General features: G+C 65.9%; 14 protein-coding genes and 1 pseudogene. 8 read left to right on the top strand and 7 right to left on the bottom strand.

Going from position 1 to position 17,775, the window contains the following annotated elements:
* Positions 1-30 precede the first annotated feature (30 nt).
* From ABLE94_RS12160 to ABLE94_RS12145, 4 genes are all read right to left on the bottom strand, one after another.
* Positions 31-1,926 carry an alkyl/aryl-sulfatase gene (locus tag ABLE94_RS12160; RefSeq protein WP_348808849.1) on the bottom strand — a complete coding sequence of 632 codons (1,896 nt, stop codon included), beginning with the start codon at positions 1,924-1,926 and terminating at the stop codon, positions 31-33.
* Between the two features lie 99 nt (positions 1,927-2,025).
* Positions 2,026-3,012: a TIGR00341 family protein gene (locus ABLE94_RS12155; protein WP_348808848.1), complete on the bottom strand. Its 987-nt coding sequence runs from the start codon at positions 3,010-3,012 to the stop codon at positions 2,026-2,028.
* Complete coding sequence (locus ABLE94_RS12150) at positions 3,006-3,389, bottom strand: hypothetical protein (RefSeq protein WP_348808847.1); 384 nt, start codon at positions 3,387-3,389, stop codon at positions 3,006-3,008. The genes ABLE94_RS12155 and ABLE94_RS12150 overlap by 7 nt, the downstream gene beginning before the upstream one ends.
* A gap of 278 nt (positions 3,390-3,667) precedes the next feature.
* The gene (locus ABLE94_RS12145) at positions 3,668-6,313 is read right to left on the bottom strand and encodes a winged helix-turn-helix domain-containing protein (RefSeq protein ID WP_348808846.1); all 2,646 of its coding nucleotides are present in this window, start codon (positions 6,311-6,313) and stop codon (positions 3,668-3,670) included.
* A gap of 153 nt (positions 6,314-6,466) precedes the next feature.
* Between ABLE94_RS12145 and ABLE94_RS12140 the strand changes: the two genes are divergently transcribed.
* The 6 genes from ABLE94_RS12140 (at position 6,467) to ABLE94_RS12115 (ending at position 13,009) form a co-directional block, all read left to right on the top strand.
* Positions 6,467-8,107 (top strand): MFS transporter, encoded by a 1,641-nt coding sequence (locus ABLE94_RS12140; RefSeq protein ID WP_348808845.1) that lies wholly within the window; start codon positions 6,467-6,469, stop codon positions 8,105-8,107.
* 10 nt (positions 8,108-8,117) lie between these two features.
* Positions 8,118-9,050: an LLM class F420-dependent oxidoreductase gene (locus tag ABLE94_RS12135; RefSeq protein WP_348808844.1), complete on the top strand. Its 933-nt coding sequence runs from the start codon at positions 8,118-8,120 to the stop codon at positions 9,048-9,050.
* A gap of 358 nt (positions 9,051-9,408) precedes the next feature.
* Positions 9,409-10,824 carry a M28 family peptidase gene (locus tag ABLE94_RS12130; RefSeq protein WP_348808843.1) on the top strand — a complete coding sequence of 472 codons (1,416 nt, stop codon included), beginning with the start codon at positions 9,409-9,411 and terminating at the stop codon, positions 10,822-10,824.
* 55 nt (positions 10,825-10,879) lie between these two features.
* A complete protein-coding gene (locus tag ABLE94_RS12125; protein ID WP_425476188.1) occupies positions 10,880-12,193 on the top strand; it encodes an oxygenase MpaB family protein in 1,314 nt (437 codons plus the stop codon).
* A gap of 227 nt (positions 12,194-12,420) precedes the next feature.
* Positions 12,421-12,813, top strand: coding sequence for an ArsR/SmtB family transcription factor (locus ABLE94_RS12120; RefSeq protein WP_348806368.1), 393 nt, complete (start codon positions 12,421-12,423; stop codon positions 12,811-12,813).
* A 1-nt stretch (position 12,814) separates the two neighbouring features.
* Complete coding sequence (locus tag ABLE94_RS12115) at positions 12,815-13,009, top strand: zinc transporter Slc39a7 (RefSeq protein ID WP_348808842.1); 195 nt, start codon at positions 12,815-12,817, stop codon at positions 13,007-13,009.
* Positions 13,010-13,018: 9 nt separating this feature from the next.
* On the opposite strand, the gene ABLE94_RS12110 is transcribed toward ABLE94_RS12115, so the two are convergent.
* A complete protein-coding gene (locus tag ABLE94_RS12110) occupies positions 13,019-13,570 on the bottom strand; it encodes a dihydrofolate reductase family protein (RefSeq protein WP_348808841.1) in 552 nt (183 codons plus the stop codon).
* An 88-nt stretch (positions 13,571-13,658) separates the two neighbouring features.
* On the bottom strand, positions 13,659-14,612 hold the full coding sequence (locus tag ABLE94_RS12105) for a LysR family transcriptional regulator (protein WP_348806456.1): 954 nt from the start codon (positions 14,610-14,612) through the stop codon (positions 13,659-13,661).
* Positions 14,613-14,690: 78 nt separating this feature from the next.
* On the opposite strand from ABLE94_RS12105, the pseudogene ABLE94_RS12100 reads away from it, so the two are divergent.
* Both ABLE94_RS12100 and ABLE94_RS12095 read left to right on the top strand, forming a co-directional pair.
* A pseudogene (locus tag ABLE94_RS12100) lies at positions 14,691-16,082 on the top strand (MFS transporter).
* Entirely contained in the window at positions 16,079-16,828 is a 750-nt protein-coding gene (locus ABLE94_RS12095) for a 3-hydroxybutyrate dehydrogenase (RefSeq protein WP_348806371.1), read from the top strand. The pseudogene ABLE94_RS12100 and the gene ABLE94_RS12095 overlap by 4 nt, the downstream one beginning before the upstream one ends.
* 10 nt (positions 16,829-16,838) lie before the next feature.
* Here ABLE94_RS12095 and ABLE94_RS12090 read toward each other — a convergent pair whose 3' ends face one another.
* Positions 16,839-17,744 (bottom strand): SGNH/GDSL hydrolase family protein, encoded by a 906-nt coding sequence (locus ABLE94_RS12090; RefSeq protein WP_348808840.1) that lies wholly within the window; start codon positions 17,742-17,744, stop codon positions 16,839-16,841.
* Between the last annotated feature and the right edge of the window lie 31 nt (positions 17,745-17,775).

Raw genomic sequence — 17,775 nt, 5'->3', positions numbered from 1 at the left:
CCTTGCCTTGACGTCGCGTCCCTACTCGGGTCAGGGCGTGACGATCGCGAAATCCGGATCGGGTGAGTCCAGGTAGCCGGCGAGTTCGGCGAACGTCGATCCGTCTCCATCGACGTCGACCGCACCGTCGGCGACGGCCTTGGCGGGGTCGGCGCCACCGAGGACGATGCCCAGCAGAGTGAGCCTATCCAGGCTGAGGGTGACATCGGCACCCGGCGTGTCCGCGTCGACGTCGTGATGCACCAGAACGCCATTGCGCAACTCGGTTCGATGCACGATGTCCTCGTCGGTGATGCGCCAATCCAGGGTGATTCGGGCATCCCATGCGGCGGGACCATTCACCCGCAGGGCCACCGCATCGAAGAGCTGCTCGACCGACAGCGCGCCCACGATGTCGGGTGCGGCGGCGGTCGTCGGCGTACCCACCGACCCGTTGCGCAACTCGTAGGCACCCGTCAAGAAGAAGTTGCGCCAGGTACCGTTCTCCGATCCGTAGCCGAGTTGCTCGAGCGTGTCTGCCTGCAGTGCCTTGGCCTCGGCATTGTCCGGCTCGGCGAAGATCACGTAGTTCAACGCCGTGGCCGCGAACCGGAAATCGCCGTCGTCGAACGATTTGCGTGCCTTGGAGATCACCGAGTCGGCACCACCCATGTACTCCACGTGGCGCTTGGCGGATTCGACCGGCGGATGCTCCCACAAATGTGCGGGATTACCGTCGAACCAGCCCATGTACCGCTGATAGATGGCCTTGACGTTGTGGCTGACCGATCCGTAGTAACCGTGGGTGTGCCACGCGTTCTCCAGCGCCGGAGGGAGCTGGATGTTCTCGGCGATCTCGAGTCCGGTCTGACCCTGATTGAGTGCTCGAAGCGTCTGATCGTGCAGGTACCCGTACAGATCACGTTGCTGAGCAAGGAATTCGGTGAGCTCATCGGTGCCCCAGGTAGGCCAGTGGTGCGAGGCGAACAGCACGTCGGACCGACTTGCGAACCGGGTGATCGCCTCGGTGAGGTACTTCGACCACACGTGCGGGTCGCGGACCAGGGCGCCGCGGAGCGTCAGCAGGTTATGCATTGTGTGAGTGGCGTTCTCGGCCATGCACAGGGCACGCATCTGCGGAAAGTAGAAGTTCATCTCGGCGGGCGCTTCGGTGCCCGGCGTCATCTGGAACTCGATGGTGACACCGTCGACCACCTCCGTGTGGCCGGTCTCGGAGATGTCGATGGTCGGGAGGATCAGGGTGGGCGTACCGGTGGACGTCGACTGTCCGAGACCGGCGCCGATGGCGCCCTGCGGTCCGCGGGGTAGCGCCGCTCCGTACATGTATGCGGCGCGGCGCCCCATGGCTGTTCCGGCATAGACATTTTCGGCCACCGCGTGCTCGACCATTCCGGCCGGCGCGATGATCGCACACTCGCCGGCGTCGACCGCTTCCTGAGTGGTGACACCCTTGACGCCGCCGAAGTGATCGATGTGGGAGTGGGTGTAGATCACTGCCGTGACGGGGCGGTCGCCGCGTTGAGCCCGGTACAACGCGAGCCCTGCCGAGGCGGTCTCCTGGGAGATCAGCGGATCGATGACGATGACGCCGGCGTCTCCCTCGATGATCGTCATGTTGGACAGATCGAGTCCGCGGATCTGGTAGATCTGATCGGCGACCCTGTAGAGGCCATGCTTGGCTACCAGGCCGGATTGGCGCCACAGGCTGGGATTGGCTGTCGGGGGGCATGTTTCGGTGAGGAAGTCGAACTCTGCGCAGTCCCAGACGCCGGCGCCCGCGCGGTTGGTGATCACCGGGGAGTCCAGTGCCGCGACGAAGCCACGGTCGGCGGCGGTGAAGTCGCGGGTGTCGTCGAACGGCAGTGCGGAACTGCCCTGGGCGTTGGCCTGGGAAATGGTCGGTGTGGCTTCCCTGGGGGTGGCCATGGTGATCTCCTCACGGTGTAATCGGCTTACGGTGTTCCAGTGTTGTGGGCACCCACGGTGTTTCCATCACCTGCTGAGGGTGAGATGGGCCGGCGTTCGTCAGCCCGATTCCCGGCTTCCGGTGGTGTGGACGACGACGACATCCGGGGTCCACGGGACGAGGCCGTCGACGGTGGAGGTCAGCGATTCGATGGGTGGGAGATTCTGTGGGGCAAGGACATTGATGGTCACGGTATGACCACTCCAACTGACGTTGGTCACGTCGGCCGAGGTGACGCCACCGGCATTCAGCCAGTCCTGGGTGGCCGTGGCCACCTGTTTGGCCCACAGCGATGTCAGTGAGTTGATCACCATCGGTACCGAGACGACTACGAAGGCGACCAACAGCACGATGTAGGCGCGGGCCCGGCGGGGTACCGCGCCCGCCGCGACGGCCGCTTCTCGGCCCACGCCGCCAAGGGTGAACACCAGCACGCTGGTGATGACCATGGCGATGACGTTGGAGGCGAACAGAATGAACGCACCCAATGCCAACGAGGCTGCGCCTGAACCCAAACACACGCCGACCACACCCAGCGGCGGTACCAGGCTGATGGCGATCGCCACCCCGGGCAGGACGTCACCGACGTCGCGCCGTAGGACGGCCACCGCGCCGACGAGCCCGGTCGCCAGGGCGGCCAGGAGGTCGGCCAGCGTCGGCGAGGTACGTCCGGTGACCTGCGAATTCGTCAGAACGTTGATGGGATTCGGCAGCAGCTGCGCGAAGACCACACCGAGGATCACGACGAGGACGACTCCGGCGAGTACGTACCCGACACTCGACAACACAAGTCGGCCCCCGGCGGTGACGATGCCCAGACCGATCCCGAGGATCGGGGTCGACAGCGGCGCCACGATCATGGCGCCGATGACGGTCGCGGTGCTGTCACCGATGACTCCGGCCACCGCGATCACTCCCGAGAGCGTCAGCATGATCCAGAACGCCGACTGTTTGGACGGACGATCACCGGAATTCAGGCCGAGACGGTCGACGAGTTCGTCGACGCTTCGCCGTTGCTCAGTGGGTATGAGTTTGTCGATCACCATCGCACGCCCCCTGTTCGTTGCTGCGGCGATCCGCGGCGGATCGCCGCGCTCGCCTGCCCAACATATCCCGCATCGCCGAGCGTCGCGGATGCATCGGCGGATAGATCAGGGGGAGCACGAACGTGCCCACCCATCGTCCGCCGATCCAGGATCATTCCGCGGTTGCGCGCCGATGAGGTGATAGATGCCGCGAAACCAGCGGGTGCGCTGTTCCCGTGGATGCCCATGACTCCGTCGTAGCCGTCGAGGGAGACCTGGAAGAACCCGTGCCGCATGTACACCTCGATTAGGCGGCACTTGTCGATCCAGGTCTTCTCCTCGAGCGGCACGGGGGTGCCGCCGACGCAGCCGACATCGTCGGACACCAAGTGCCGCATGGCATTCCCCGGGCATTGCGGTCACGATGGCCGAACATCGCGGTCGAGACGGCCAACAGTTGCCGCATCAGAAAGACCCCGCCACCGATGCCACCAAGGATCGCCCAAATTCTTGAGGACATCGACGGCGCCGGTCGGGTAGTGCACGGTTCGAGACCGAGACCCGTTCGGGGAGCAGGCCATCGGAGAAGGCCGGGATGTTCAAAGCAGCGTGGTCCGGTGGCCGATACCGGGCGTGTCGTGCATCACCCCTCTGGGGTTAATGCTCGGGATCTCCGTCAGAGGCGCATCGAGGTGGCGTATCTGACCGCGTCACGCCGACTCGAAACCCCGAGTTTGCGGTAGATGGTGCGGCAGTGTGTCTTGAGGGTGTTCGTCGAGACGAACAGCGAATCGGCGATCTCCTTGATCGACATCGAGGTCTGGAGGTGGTCGAGGACCTCCCGTTCACGACGTGTGAGTGTCACACTGAGGCCGGATGTGTTGTCGAGTAGCTCATTTCGGCGTGAGGCAATGGTTGCGAGAAACGCCGGAGAGCGCCCGTGGAATGCGTGTGCGGTCAGCAGCTCGTTCGCCGGCCCGTCCAGGTTGTCCAGGAACGGCAGTATTGCTCCTTCTGGTCTGGCGAACTGAAGTGCATGTTCGAGGCGGTCGTGCGCAGCCTCGCGGTCTCCGGTCTGCCAGGCGAGAATGGCGGCTGTCAGGTTCGCGTAGACATGTGCGTATATCGGAGACCCGGGCAGTTCCAGCCCTGCGAGCATCCGGTGGGCCGATACCGGATCGCCGACTCGACGGAGCATCCCGGAGAAGAGCGCACGTGCGGCCGGAACGGCCGGCGCGTCCTCGATCTCGCTCGCGAGGCGGCGTACGGTCTCGTGGTCTCCGGTGCATTCGGCGATGCGGGCCCGCGCGAGTCGCACGTACACCGGCCACGGCACGCCGTGCAGGTACTCGTCGGCGACCGATCGCAGGCGCACCTCGGCGGCGGACAATTCGGCGCCGTCTCCGAGGATTGTCGCGGTGAGTGCCCGATAGACCTTGAGCAGTGCCCAGTAGCCGTGCATGGAGTCCAGCTCGGCGCCGGCCCGGAGATGGGGGAGTGCAGCGGGGAGATCGCCTGTCCAGAACTCAGCCCAGCCCAGGGTGAAGGCGGTGATCCCTTCGTCGAAATGGTCCCATTCGACCGATGAGTCGGCCAGCGGTGCGTCGGCGGACCCGCGGAACGCCGCGAGTTCTCGAAAGCGGCCCGCAAAAGACAGCGCAGAGCCGTAGTTCGCCTCGGCCCGGCGGGCCATGTCGGTCAGGCCGGCGCTGCGGCACTCCTCGATGGCGGTACGCAGTAGTGCGACACCACGATCGGCGTCCAGCCGAAGCCGCGTGCCGATCCATCCCGCCAAGAAGGCGCAGCTGGCACGCATCGCGGGGGCCAACTCGTGCGCGGCTTCCGGATCGGCGAGCACGCTCATCGTCACATCGTGCGCGTCGGCGATCTGGACGTGTTCGTCGGCGAGGAAGAACGTGCAGGCGGCGCGGGTCAGTTTGGTCACCGGACCCGGATCGTCTCCGAGGAGTCGCTCGGCCTCGGCGAACAGGAATCGGGCGCCGAGCCGGTCGCCCCGAACTTCCCGACATGCTGCACGTATGTACGCGAGCTCACAGGACCGGTCCGGATCGTCGATTCGTTGGGACAGCGCGGTCGCCACGCCCTCGGTGGGAGTGGCCGCCGATGAAATGACCAAGCCGATCCACCCGTCACGAAGAATCTCCAGCGCCTGCCCGCAATCGTCGGCGGCAAGCGCCAACTCGGTAGCCACCAGTGGAAGCGTGTGGCGCAGGTGGTCGGCTGCGGTGAGGCGCAGTTTCCGGGCGCGGTCGGGGTCTGTGCGCGCCAGGATCGCCCGACAATGGGCGACGAACAGCGAATGCCATCTGTAGACCGACTCGCCCGGATTCTCGGGATGGGAGACCGCGCCCAGGAAGAGGCCGCGTCGGACGCATTCGTCGACCATTGCAGCGACGTCGGTGTGGCCCGTCAGACGTGCGGCCAAGGCGACATCGAACTGCGATGTCGTCGTCGTGGCGAGGATGAAGTCACGTAATCCGGATGGCAGTGGGGCCAGGATCTCATCGGCGACGTAATCCGTCAGCAGCGCATTGTGGCCGAGGTCCTCGGTGAGTGTGGTGAGGTGGTTGTCATTCCCGGCAATCTCATTCCCGACGATCTCATTTCCGACAATGGCGAGGTGGACCGCGATCGGCCAGCCGCGCGTTCTGTCCCACACTGCCCGCGGATCATGCGGGGTGTCGGCGCACGCCGCCTCGGTCTCCGTCACGCTGAAGGCCAGTTCACGGGCGTCCATGACCGCGCACGACCCGTCGACCACCTGACGATTGAGCGATCGCGCGAGTTCGCGATGGCCGGACAGCACGAGACGTAGTGAATCCGGTCCGTGTTCGATGAGTGCCGCGACCGCGGGGTGGTTGAGGGCGTCGACGGCTCGCTGGGCGTCGTCGACGACGATCACGATTGGCTGGCCGAGGCGGTCGATCATCATGGCGAAGTCGCCGATCGCGGTGGTGGTGGGGCCATGGGCTGTGTGCAGTGCGGTGAGAGCCGCGTGATGGCCGCGCGTGGCCGACAGTTGGCAGACCGCGCTGATCAGGCCTCGCAGGAACTCGGAGGGGTCCGACTCCCTCGCGGGCATCGCCAGCCAGGCCACCGCAAGCGGGCTTCGCCGAGCCCAATCGGCCACCGCGACGGTCTTGCCGTACCCCGACGGGGCATCGACGACGACGACTCGGTGGGACTTGACGAGCTCGTCCAGCCGACAGCTGAGACGTCGGCGCGGAATCGTGTCGGACCGAGACCGTGGAGTCCTGGTGAGGTACCAGGGCACCGGCTGCCAGACGGGAGGTGGACTCAAACCTGCTCAGGCCTTTCCGGGGATCCGAATTCACCTTCGACTTTAGTGCAATCCGTTGCCGACGAAGGCCGATACCTGGTCGTGTGATCGACCCGTGCCGATCATCCGCCGCGTATGACGCCGAACTCCGCCAACGGCACTAGCGTGTGACCGGTGAAACGCTGGCTGGTGCTGATCATTCTGTGCGCGGCGCAGTTCATCATGGTGCTCGACACCACGGTGATGAACGTGTCGGTGGCCGCCGTCGTCGACGACCTCGACACCACGATCACACAGGTGCAACTCGCCATCACGCTGTACACGCTGGTGATGGGGTCATTCATGTTGTTCGGCGGGCGTCTCGGCGACATCTTCGGACGTAAACGGATCTTCGGTATCGGCCTGCTGGTGTACGGGGCGGGTTCGTTGACCACCGCATTCAGCCCGAACATCGGATGGTTGCTGTTCGGCTGGTCATTTGTCGAAGGTGCGGGCGCAGTACTGGTGATGCCGGCGATCATCTCGTTGACCGCGACCAATTACCAGGGCAAGGACCGCGCCACCGCCTACGGGGCACTCGGTGGGATCGCGGCCGCCGGTGCTGCGGCCGGCCCGCTCATCGGGGGGTGGGTGACCGAGGCGCTGACATGGCGAGTCATCTTCGCCGCCGAGACCGTGGTGTGTATCGCCGTCGTCGCGTGCCTGAAACTCATCGCCGACTCCAAGGTCTCGACATCACGTCAGATCGATTGGGGCGGAATGATATTGTCGTCGCTGGGCCTCGGTTTGGTGGTGCTGGGTCTGCTGAAGGCGGGTACGTGGGGATTGATCCGTCCATCCGGGGCGCTGACCATCGCCGGAACCGAGATCACGCCGTTCGGATTCTCGGTGGTGCCGTTCATGATCGGCGCGGGAATCGTGGTGCTTGTCGGATTCCTGTGGTGGGAGAACCGCGTGGTGGCCGCAGGCAAGACACCGCTGATGCATCCGGCGCTGCTGCGCGGTCTCCAGTTGCGCAACGGCCTGGTGATGCTCATCGCGCAGCAGACGGTGATCGGTGGCGTGTTCTTCGTCATCCCGATCTACCTGCAGTACGTGTTGCTGAAGAACGCCTTCGAGACCGGAATCAAGCTCGCACCGATGTCGATCGCGATGCTGATCGCCGCCTTCACCGGACCGGTGTTGGCGCGCAGGATGTCTCCGCGGCTGATCGTGTCGTCCGGTCTGATACTGGTGATCGTCGGCGCCCTGATCCTCGTCTCCACCGTCGACCCGGAGTTGCGGGACGCGATGTTCGGAGTCGGAATGGCGGTCTTCGGCGCGGGATTCGGTCTCGTCGCCTCACAGCTGGGCAACGTGATCATGTCGTCGGTGGGCGATCGTGACCGCGGTGAGGCCGGTGGATTGCAGGGCACCGCGCAGAACATCGGCATGTCGATCGGTGTTGCGATGATCGGCGCGATCCTCATCGGAGCACTGTCGTCGGGATTCAACGACGCGACGCAAACCGATCCCAACATCTCGGCGCAGACCAAGGCGGTGATCGCCGAGGCCACCGAGGATGGCGTCGAGATCGTGGCCCGCGATCAGCTCGATCAGATCGCGATCGCCAACGGCATTCCGGCGGGCGAGGTGTCGTCGTTGGCCCAGGCCTACGTCGACGCGCAGATCATGGCGATCAAGGCGTCGCTGTTGTTGGCGATCGCCTTCGCGATCCTGGGTCTGCTGATCGCCCAGCAATTGCCGCGCATCCCCGGTGTCGAATTGGGAGCCACCGACGACGCGACGACGGAGGCGCCTCCCCGGTCCGCGTAGGTTGGATGGGGTGGACTTCCGAATCTTCACCGAACCGCAGCAGGGCGCCTCCTACGATCAGCTTCTCGCCGTCGCGAAGGCAACCGAGGATCTCGGCTTCGACGCTTTCTTCCGCTCCGATCACTATCTCGCGATGGGCGACGGTGACGGACTGCCGGGCCCGACCGACGCGTGGACGACGCTGGCCGGACTCGCCCGTGAGACCTCCCGCATCCGTCTGGGCACCCTGGTCACCTCGGCCACCTTCCGATATCCCGGACCACTGGCGATCTCGGTCGCCCAGGTCGATCAGATGAGCGGTGGCCGTGTGGAATTGGGTCTCGGAGCCGGATGGTTCGAGCAGGAGCACCTGGCGTACGGGATTCCGTTCCCGTCGCTGGGGGAACGCTTCGAACGGCTGTCGGAATCGCTGGAGATCATCACCGGACTCTGGCAGACCCCCGTGGGTGATCGATTCGACCACGACGGCACGCACTTCACGGTGAAAGATTCACCGGCGCTGCCCAAACCGGTGCAGTCACCGCGCCCGCCGATCATCGTCGGCGGGATGGGCCCCAAGCGCACCCCGGCACTGGCCGCACGGTTCGCCGACGAGTTCAACATCCCCTTCCAGCCGCTCGACGCGGTGTCCGCGCAGTACGAACGGGTTCGGGCGGCGTGTGTCGACGCCGGCCGCGACCCTTCGGCGATGACCTTCTCGGTGGCACTGGTCTTGTGTTGCGGCGCAACCGAGGTCGAGATCGCCCGACGCGCGAACGCGATCGGTCGTGACGTCGACGAACTGCGCGCCAACGGTGCGGCCGGCACCCCGGCGGAGGTGGTGGAGACCATCGAGCGGTACCGTGCCGTCGGTGCGAGCCGCGTCTACCTGCAGGTGCTCGACCTCGCCGATCTCGATCATCTGGAGCTTGTTGCGAAAGAGGTTGTGCCGCAGATCAGTTGAGGGATGTGTTGCAGCGGTCGTCTCGCGGGAACTCGGGCGCCGGTGCGCCGATGGCGGCCATGTCGACTGCCTCCGTGACCACAAACGTCCCCGTCACACACTCTCGCTGCGCATTTCCGGTGAGAACGCCTGACAGGGACGTTTGTGGGCATCGCGGCCGGCGCCCAGGAGTCCGGTGATTCGGTACGCCGGGCACACGTACGAATCCCCCGATCGTCATCGATGAGCCAACCCCACGACATGGAGACCGTGGTGCGGTAGCGTGCTCAAACGCCGACAAGTGTCGTGAAACCGGCAGAACCCCGGACGGAGTTCTCCCGGTGTCGGATGTCCTGATGGCTGCAGACGGGGAGCTACCGTGAGCGCACGACGATTCTTACGCCGATCACTGGTCACCGCATGCGTGGCGACGTCGGTCGCGGTCGCGACGACGATCACCGGCAGTGCGCTGGCGTCGGCGGCGGATCCGATCGCCGATCGCTACGGGAATCTCGTCGCGGGCGGCGTCACGGCCACCAACGTGTCGGCTCATCTGCGTGCGCTCCAGGCGATCGCGGCACGCAACGGGGGCAATCGTTCGCTCGGCACCACCGGCTACCTGCAGAGCCTCGACTATGTGGAAGGCAAACTGCGCGCGGCCGGTTACATGCCGACGCGTCAGGAATTCACCGCCACCCAGTTCGAGGAGCGCAGCCATTCGCTGAGCGCCGGCGGCGCGGCAATCGAATCGGAGGTGCTCGCCTACTCCGGTGCCACACCGTCGGTGACCGCACCGGTCACCGAGGTGCCGGCATCGGATGCCACGCCGGGATGCGAGGCGTCCGACTTCGGTGCGGCGACCCGCGGTTCCATCGTCGTCGTCGAACGTGGTGTGTGCGCGTTCGGCGACAAGGCCGGCAACGCCAAGAAAGCCGGCGCCAAGGCCCTCGTCATCGTCAACAATGAGGACGGCTCGATTCAGGGCACACTCGGCGAGGATGCCGGCGACCCGATCCCGGTCCTCGGTGTCGCGCGTGCGCAGGGTTCGCAGGTCCGCCAGGCCGGATCGCTGACCCTCGCCGTCGACGCCTCGACCACACGGGTGAAGTCGTGGAACCTGATGGCCGAAACCCATTTCGGCTCATCGGATTCGGTGGTGATGCTGGGTGCGCACCTCGACAGCGTCCCAGAGGGGCCGGGGATCAACGACAACGGTTCGGGATCGGCGAGTGTGCTGCAGACCGCGATCACCATGACCGCGGTGGCGCCGGTGCGGAACAAGGTACGTTTCGCCTTCTGGGGAGCCGAGGAGGAAGGTCTCATCGGATCGACCCACTACGTCACGTCGCTGCCGGCGAGTCAGCAGGCAAAGATCAAGCGCTACCTGAACTTCGACATGCTCGGTTCGCACAACGGTGGGTACTTCGTCTACGACGGGGACGGGTCGTCGAAGCTGCCGGACTCGTATGCGGGTCCGGCCGGTTCCGGGACGATCGAGGCGGTGTTCACCCGATTCCTCACCGGTCGGGGAGTGCAGCCCGAGGTGTCGGGATTCGACGGCCGCTCCGACTACGACGCCTTCGCGCAGGCGGGGATCGCCTCCGGGGGAATCGATTCCGGTGCCGACAAGGTGAAAACCCCTGCACAGGCGGCAAAATGGGGTGGCACCGCCGGTGAGATCTTCGACCAGAACTACCACACGGCGCAGGACACCTACGCCAACGTCAACCAGAAGGTGCTCGGCAACTTGGCGCCTGCCGTGGCCTACGCCGCGGGGTACTTCGCGATCAACTGATCGTCGAATCACGTAGGTATGTTGCCTGCCGCCGCGAGTGGGTTACCCTCGCCGGGTGAGACGAAATCGCGAATTAATCTCAACAGGTGGCGGGAGCGCCACGCTCGACCCGGCGTCGGGCGGCACGGTCGAGGCGGCGGCCCTGCCCACCGCCTACCGCTGGCCGTTGGGTGACTCGGGGCATAAGCGGCTACGCGACCGCGTGCTGAAGCTGACCGGGGTCGACCTGCTCCCCGATGACCGGATCGCGCGGCGCTACGGCGAACTGCTCAGCGCCGGCGATCCGACTGCCGAGCGGTTCGTCGCCGAGACCTATCGCGGTGATCTCGGCCCGCAGGGGAGTCGTGAACTCCTCGATCGGGCCCTCGACCAGGGCATTGATGCCCTCGACGACGCCCCGCAATCGATGCGGGATCTGTTCGCCGAGTTCGACACGCTTCCCGAGTGGGCCGATCCCGCGACGATCGAAGCGGGCGCTGCGGTGTGGCGACGCTGGGCGCATGCGCTGGGCGGGGTCGGCAACGCCGGCACCATGGACACCTACACCGAGGGGTCGCTGGCCGTGCCCCTCTCACTCGCCGGTGGGTACGCGGGTGAACGAGCGTTGCATCGCTATCTCGAGACGAGCCGGTGGTGGATCGAGGTGTCGAGGCCGGGGGCGATCCTGCGTCCCGGCAGCCTCGGACGCGCGACGACGATGCGGGTGCGCGTCATGCATGTGTCGGTGCGTGCCGGCGTGCGTCGTCACGACGAGTGGGATGACGAGAAATGGGGCCTGCCGATCAGCCAGAGCGAGATGCTGCTGACGCTTCTCGGCGGCAGCGTCGGACCGGCGATGGGCCTGTACGGCCTGGGGTACATCACGTCCAAGGCCGACCTCGAGGCGTCGCTGATGTTCAACCGCTACCTCGGCTACCTGCTCGGCGTCCGCGTCGACGACATCTACCCGCAGACCATCTCCGACGGCCTGCGCCTGCTGTACCTCTTCGACGCCACCCGTTCCTACGACTCCGGTTCTGCCGGAGCCGAACTTGTCGAGTCGTTTGTGCCCGGATTCGCGCCGCGGCCCGACATGAGCCGCCGCGACCGACTGCGCGCCTGGTATCACTTGCAGGCCCAGTCCGGGTACGCCCGGTTGTTCATGCTCCCGCAGAATCGTCGTCGCTTCGATCTCCCGGCCGGCTGGATCGGCGTCGCGATCCTGCTCGCGCAGGTGCCGCCACGCCTCGTCGGCGAGGTGCTGCGGCGGGTGATCCCGGGCGTCGACGAGCGTCTGCAACGGTGGTCGGTGGCCAACTGGGAGCGCTGGCACTCCTGGCAGTCGGACCGTCCGGCGGAGTTCGCGGCACCGTCGGAGTTACGTCGCTGATTCCCTGAGAGCCCTCGCCATCCTTCTCGCCCGGCCGAGCCCTTCATCGCCGGTCGAGCCGGTGCGAGCCCCCCAGGGCGAGCGCCGAGTCGAGACCTCCGCGAGGTGCGCTGGGACAGGACCACAGCGCCATCAACGCAGGCCAGAGCGCCGTCAACGCACACCACAGCGCTGTCAACGAAGCGAGGGTGGCGCACACAACCCTATCGGGGTTAGATTATCTGCGTATGAATGCAGATAGTGATTTACCGGACGCTGTACTCCCCGATGATCAGGTCGCCCTGGTTGTCGAGGTGTTCCGCATGCTCGCCGATTCCACCCGCGTTCAGGTTCTGTGGACGCTGTGCCGTGGCGAGCGGTCGGTGAATCAGCTGGCCGAGATCGTGGGCAAACCGGCGCCGTCGGTGAGTCAACATCTCGCGAAGCTCCGGATGGCACGCCTGGTGCGCACCCGGCGCGAAGGGACGCAGGTCATCTACTCCCTGGAGAACGATCACGTTCGCCAACTGGTGGCCGACGCGGTGTTCAACGCCGAACACGCTGGTCCGGGGATACCCCGCCATCATCTGCACGAAGACGTGAGCCGAATTCCGGAACACGAACACAGACAGGAGAAGTGACATGTCCGAACCCACTCCCGAAGTGCACACCCACGAGCATTCCCACGACGGTGGCGCGCACGTCCACGCGCACACCACGCATTCCCATGATCATGTGGAGCATGCCCACACCCACACGCACGACGGTGTCGAGCACACCCACGCCCACGTGCATCAGGCGGGATTGACCACCGAACACGCACACTCGCACCACTGAATCCGCGCCTCATTTCGTCGAATACCTCAGTAACGCAACACCATTGCTGAACGACGTGCAGTCGTCGAGGTGGAGGGCCGGAGTGTCGGTCCCGTCCGGGAACAGTCGCCGGCCCCGGCCCTGCACTGCCGGATAGACGAACAGTCGGTACTCGTCCACCAGGCCGGCACCGATCAGGGCGTGGGTGAGTGCGATGCTGCCGGTGACGACGATGTCCTTGCCGGGGAGTTCCTTCAACGCGAGAACCTCTGCGACGGTATCGATTCCGGGAAGGATCGAGGTGTTCTGCCACCGCGGGTCGGTCAGCGTCGACGACACGACGTACTTCTCGACGGTGTTGAGATAGTCGGTGACTCCGGTGGCGTCATCATCCTGTCGCGGCCAATACCCGCGGAAGTCCTCGAAGGTCTTACGCCCCAAGAGAAGTGCATCGGCTTGTGCGTCCTGGCGATGGATCTCGTCCAGCAGGTCGGGCGTCTGATCGGTGGGATCGAACCACGTGGTGAGCATCTCGATCGACCCGTCGAGAGTGATGTTCTGTGTGACAACGAGTTTGCGCATTTCTCCTCCTGATGGTCGTGGTGGACCCGACATGGCGGTAGACCACGTGCGCGGCGAGAAATCATCGCTCACCGACGAAATCGCCCGGCTACTCCCGGGGTGATGCCGCACCCAGCAGGGCGGATCTGTGGCCCTCGACGACGCGGCGGATGGCGTCGATGACCGCGGCGACAGCGGGGCGTCGGAAGGACTCCGCGCGGGCGACCAGCCAATAGGTGAGTTGTGCGTTCACGTCGGGCAGGACGCGGATCAGATCGTCATGACGGTCGGCCAGATAGCACGGCAACAGCCCGATACCCGCGTGCGCACGAGTGGCCTCCACGTGGACGAAGACATTCGTCGACGTGACCCCCTCGGCCATCTGCGGTACCAGCGTCCGCGCAAGGTCGAGGTCGTCGACGGCCAGCATCGAGTCGACGAAGTACACGAGCGGATGCGCGGTGAGCTCTTTCGGGCTCTCGGGCATGACGTGGTCGGCCGCGTACTGCCGCGACGCGTACAGCCCGAGGCGGTAATCGGCCAGCCGCAGTGCCTCGGCGCGGTGGACGTGCGGCTCGCCGACGACGATCTCGATGTCGAGACCGGTGCGCGTGTGCGATGCGACCCGCGTGGCCGTCACGATCTCGACGCTGACGCCCGGATGTCGGGAGCGCACGTCGACGGCGGCGGGCGCAGCGAGCAACGCGGAGAAGCCGTCGGTGGCCGACAGTCGCACGACGCCGCTGAGTGCGGGCTCACCCTGGCCGGTGTCGTCGAGATCATGCAGTGCGGCCTCGATGCGTTCGGCTGCGGCGAAGGCGCGTCGGCCCAGGTCGGTCAGTTCCCATCCGCCGGTTCCGCGTGCCAGCACCCGGCCGGCCAGCGCCTTCTCCAACTGCTCGATGCGGCGCGAGACGGTCGTGTGATTGAGGCCGGTGACGTCGGCGGCGGTGGTGAAACGCCCGGTCCGGCCGACCGCCAGCAGGATGCGGAGATCCTCGGAGCTGACCTTGTCCCAGCGCATATCTGCATTCTTGCAGATGTGGTGCGACGGATCGTCCATTGAACGCGCATCGATGAGCACCAATACCCGAATGAACGTGAGCGCCATCACAGTGGCGGTGTTCTGAGAGGAGTGGCAATGTCAAACGTCTCGAGTCCGGGGATCGGTGAGCCGGAGACGTACCGCCCATCGGGTCTGCGACGTGTGGTCGCCGCATCCATGGCGGGCACCATCGTCGAGTGGTACGAGTTCTTCCTGTACGGCACCGCCGCCACGCTGGTGTTCAGCAAGGTGTTCTTCCCGGCCGGCGGCAACGAACTCGACGCGATCATCGCCGCCTTCGTCACCTACGCCGTCGGCTTCGTCGCCCGACCACTCGGTGGTGTGGTGTTCGGTCACTACGGCGACAAGTTCGGCCGAAAGAAGCTGCTGCAGTTCAGCCTGATTCTCGTCGGTGCGTCGACCTTCCTGATGGGCTGCCTGCCGACCTACGCCGCGATCGGGTATCTCGCACCTGCCCTGCTGGTGGCGTTGCGGTTCATCCAGGGATTCGCGGTCGGCGGTGAGTGGGGCGGCGCGGTCTTGCTGGTCGCCTAACACAGTCCCAGTCGTCGACGGGGTTTCTGGGCGTCGTGGCCGCAGGCGGGCGTGCCGATGGGCAACCTCGTCGCGACCGTCGTGCTGCTGATCCTGACGTCGGTGCTCAGCGACGAGGCCTTCCTCGGCTGGGGGTGGCGCGTGGCCTTCTGGCTGTCGGCGGTGATCGTCCTGGTCGGCTACTACGTGCGGACCAAGGTCACCGACGCCCCGATCTTCGTCCGGGCGCAGGAGGAGGTCGAGGAGGTCAAGGCGTCGTCGTTCAGCGTCCTCGAGGTCATCAAGCTCTACCCGCGTGGCGTGCTCACCGCGATGGGCCTGCGCTTCGCCGAGAACATCATGTATTACCTGGTGGTCACCTTCTCCATCACCTACCTGAAGATCGTCGTGCACGCCGACACCGCCCACATCCTGTGGTGGATGCTCGTCGCCCATGCCGTGCACTTCGGTGTGATCCCGTTGGTGGGCAGGCTCTCCGACCGCGTCGGACGTCGGCCGGTGTACGCGATCGGCGCCGTCACGGCCGGTCTGTGGGGATTCTTCGCCTTCCCGATGATGAACAGTGGTCACAACACCGTCATCATGCTGGCGATCATCATCGGCCTGGTCTTCCACGCCTTCATGTACGCCGGACAGCCGGCGATCATGGCCGAGATGTTCCCGACGCGGACGCGGTATTCCGCTGTGTCCCTGGGCTATCAGGTCACCTCCATCGTCGCCGGGTCGCTCGCCCCGATCATCGCCGCGGCACTGCTCAGCCGATTCCACTCCTCGGTCCCCATCGCGATCTACCTGGCCGCGGCCGCCGTCGTCACCCTGATCGCGGTGTACTTCGCCCGCGAAACCCGGGGCATCACACTGGAATCCATCGACGCCGCCGACGCCCGCGACAACCTCGGAATGGGTTCGCGCCGTGAGCAGGTGAGCGCATGAGTGCGGAGTTCGCCGGACGTCATGCCCTGATCACCGGTGGCGCCAGGGGAATCGGAGCGGCGTGCGCGCGGGCGCTGGCCGACCGCGGCGCCGAGGTGCTCGTCGCCGACCTCGACGAGGTGGCCGCCAAACAACTCGCCGCCGACATCGGTGGGCAGGCCTGGGGTGTCGATCTCCTCGACACCGCCGACCTCGAGGATCTGCACCTCGACGTCGACATCCTGGTCAACAATGCCGGTATCCAATCGGTCGCGCCGATCGAAGAGTTCGAACCCGACACGTTTCGCCGGATGCACGCCCTGATGGTGGAGGCGCCGTTCCTGTTGATCCGGGCGGCGCTACCGGCCATGTACCGCAACGGTTTCGGACGCATCGTCAACATCTCGTCGGTGCACGGCCGTCGGGCGTCGGCCTACAAGTCGGCCTACGTCTCGGCCAAACATGCCCTCGAAGGGTTGTCGAAGGTCGCGGCGTTGGAGGGGGCGTCGCACGGCGTCACCAGCAACTGCGTGAGTCCGGGGTACGTCCACACCGAACTCGTCGACAAACAGATCGCCGATCAGGCTCGCGTGCACGGCATTTCCGAGGCCGACGTCGTCGAGAACGTCCTGCTCACCGAAACCGCGATCAAGCAGATGGCGACGCCGGAGAATGTGGCCTCGTTGGTGTGCTGGCTGTCGTCGGCGGATGCCGGCATGGTGACCGGCGCGTCCTACGCCATGGATGGCGGGTGGAGCGCGAGCTGAGGTCCGCCGGTCAGCGCACCTGCGTGCGAATCCACTCGGCGATCTTGGCCATACCGATCTCGTTCGGATGCCCCGATACCGCCAGCGACCGCGGCACCGTCCCCTCGAACCACGGCTGCGCGGCGCACGGGTCGTGACCCACCGAACGTCTCATCACATCGATGAACGCGGCGTCATACCGTTGCGCGATCCGTGCCTGGGCGGCATTGACTTTCGTCATGAACGAGTTCATCCAGCGGGCATCGGCATCCGACGCCGGGACGAACGGCCAACATCCGCGGGTGCCGATGACGCCACCGTGGCCGACGATCACGATCCGGGCGTGCGGCGCCGCCGCGGCCCGCACCGCCCGCACCGCCGAATCCATCACCGCCGTCATGTGATTCAGTGATCGGTCGGCGGCCGCCAGGTGCGCCCCGTTGGTCCGGCAGCGGGCATCGCCACCCGGCACCTGTGTGGTACACCGGCCGGCGATGGCGCCCCAGTTCAGATCATTGCCGCCGATGGAGATGGTGACGAGATCCGTGGACCGGGTAACCCACCGGATCTGCGGCGGGATCGGGCCGAAAGGTCCGTTCTCCGGGAGATGAGTGATGTTGGCCGCCCACGCGCCGGCGCATGAGCGGTCGACGAAACTGTGCGGTCCGATGCTGCGGGCCAGGACGCGCGGGTAGGACACCGAACTCTGCCAGCATCCGTTCGCCGGCTCGAAGGCGGGCAGCGACCCCGCCGCCCGCGAGTCGCCGAGGGCGACGTAGTTCAGCCCGGGCGGCAGGGCGGCAGCGGTCGGTGTACTGATGAGCGGTGCGCTCAGCGCGATGAGGATGACGATCGCCGACACGATGCCGGCACGCCGTGCGCCGATCGTCGTCCCGCGCCGACGCCGAGGATGTGTCCGCCTGACAATCGTTGTCATGAATGGATACGTTGCCCTATCTCGACACCCA

Source organism: Gordonia sp. VNK1 (assembly GCF_040049135.1).
GTDB classification, from domain to species: Bacteria; Actinomycetota; Actinomycetes; order Mycobacteriales; family Mycobacteriaceae; genus Gordonia; species Gordonia oleivorans.
The sequence above is the reverse complement of the archived record's forward strand: the minus strand, read 5'-3'. Positions and strand labels throughout refer to the sequence as shown.

Bases quoted from the DNA above. Each gene is read 5' to 3' on its own strand.
- ABLE94_RS12160 (WP_348808849.1), bottom strand. From the start codon at position 1,926: ATGGCCACCCCCAGGGAAGCCACACCGACCATTTCCCAGGCCAACGCC.
- ABLE94_RS12155 (WP_348808848.1), bottom strand. From the start codon at position 3,012: ATGGTGATCGACAAACTCATACCCACTGAGCAACGGCGAAGCGTCGAC.
- ABLE94_RS12150 (WP_348808847.1), bottom strand. From the start codon at position 3,389: ATGCGGCACTTGGTGTCCGACGATGTCGGCTGCGTCGGCGGCACCCCC.
- ABLE94_RS12120 (WP_348806368.1), top strand. From the start codon at position 12,421: ATGAATGCAGATAGTGATTTACCGGACGCTGTACTCCCCGATGATCAG.
- ABLE94_RS12115 (WP_348808842.1), top strand. From the start codon at position 12,815: ATGTCCGAACCCACTCCCGAAGTGCACACCCACGAGCATTCCCACGAC.
- ABLE94_RS12110 (WP_348808841.1), bottom strand. From the start codon at position 13,570: ATGCGCAAACTCGTTGTCACACAGAACATCACTCTCGACGGGTCGATC.
- ABLE94_RS12105 (WP_348806456.1), bottom strand. From the start codon at position 14,612: ATGGACGATCCGTCGCACCACATCTGCAAGAATGCAGATATGCGCTGG.
- ABLE94_RS12095 (WP_348806371.1), top strand. From the start codon at position 16,079: ATGAGTGCGGAGTTCGCCGGACGTCATGCCCTGATCACCGGTGGCGCC.
- ABLE94_RS12090 (WP_348808840.1), bottom strand. From the start codon at position 17,744: ATGACAACGATTGTCAGGCGGACACATCCTCGGCGTCGGCGCGGGACG.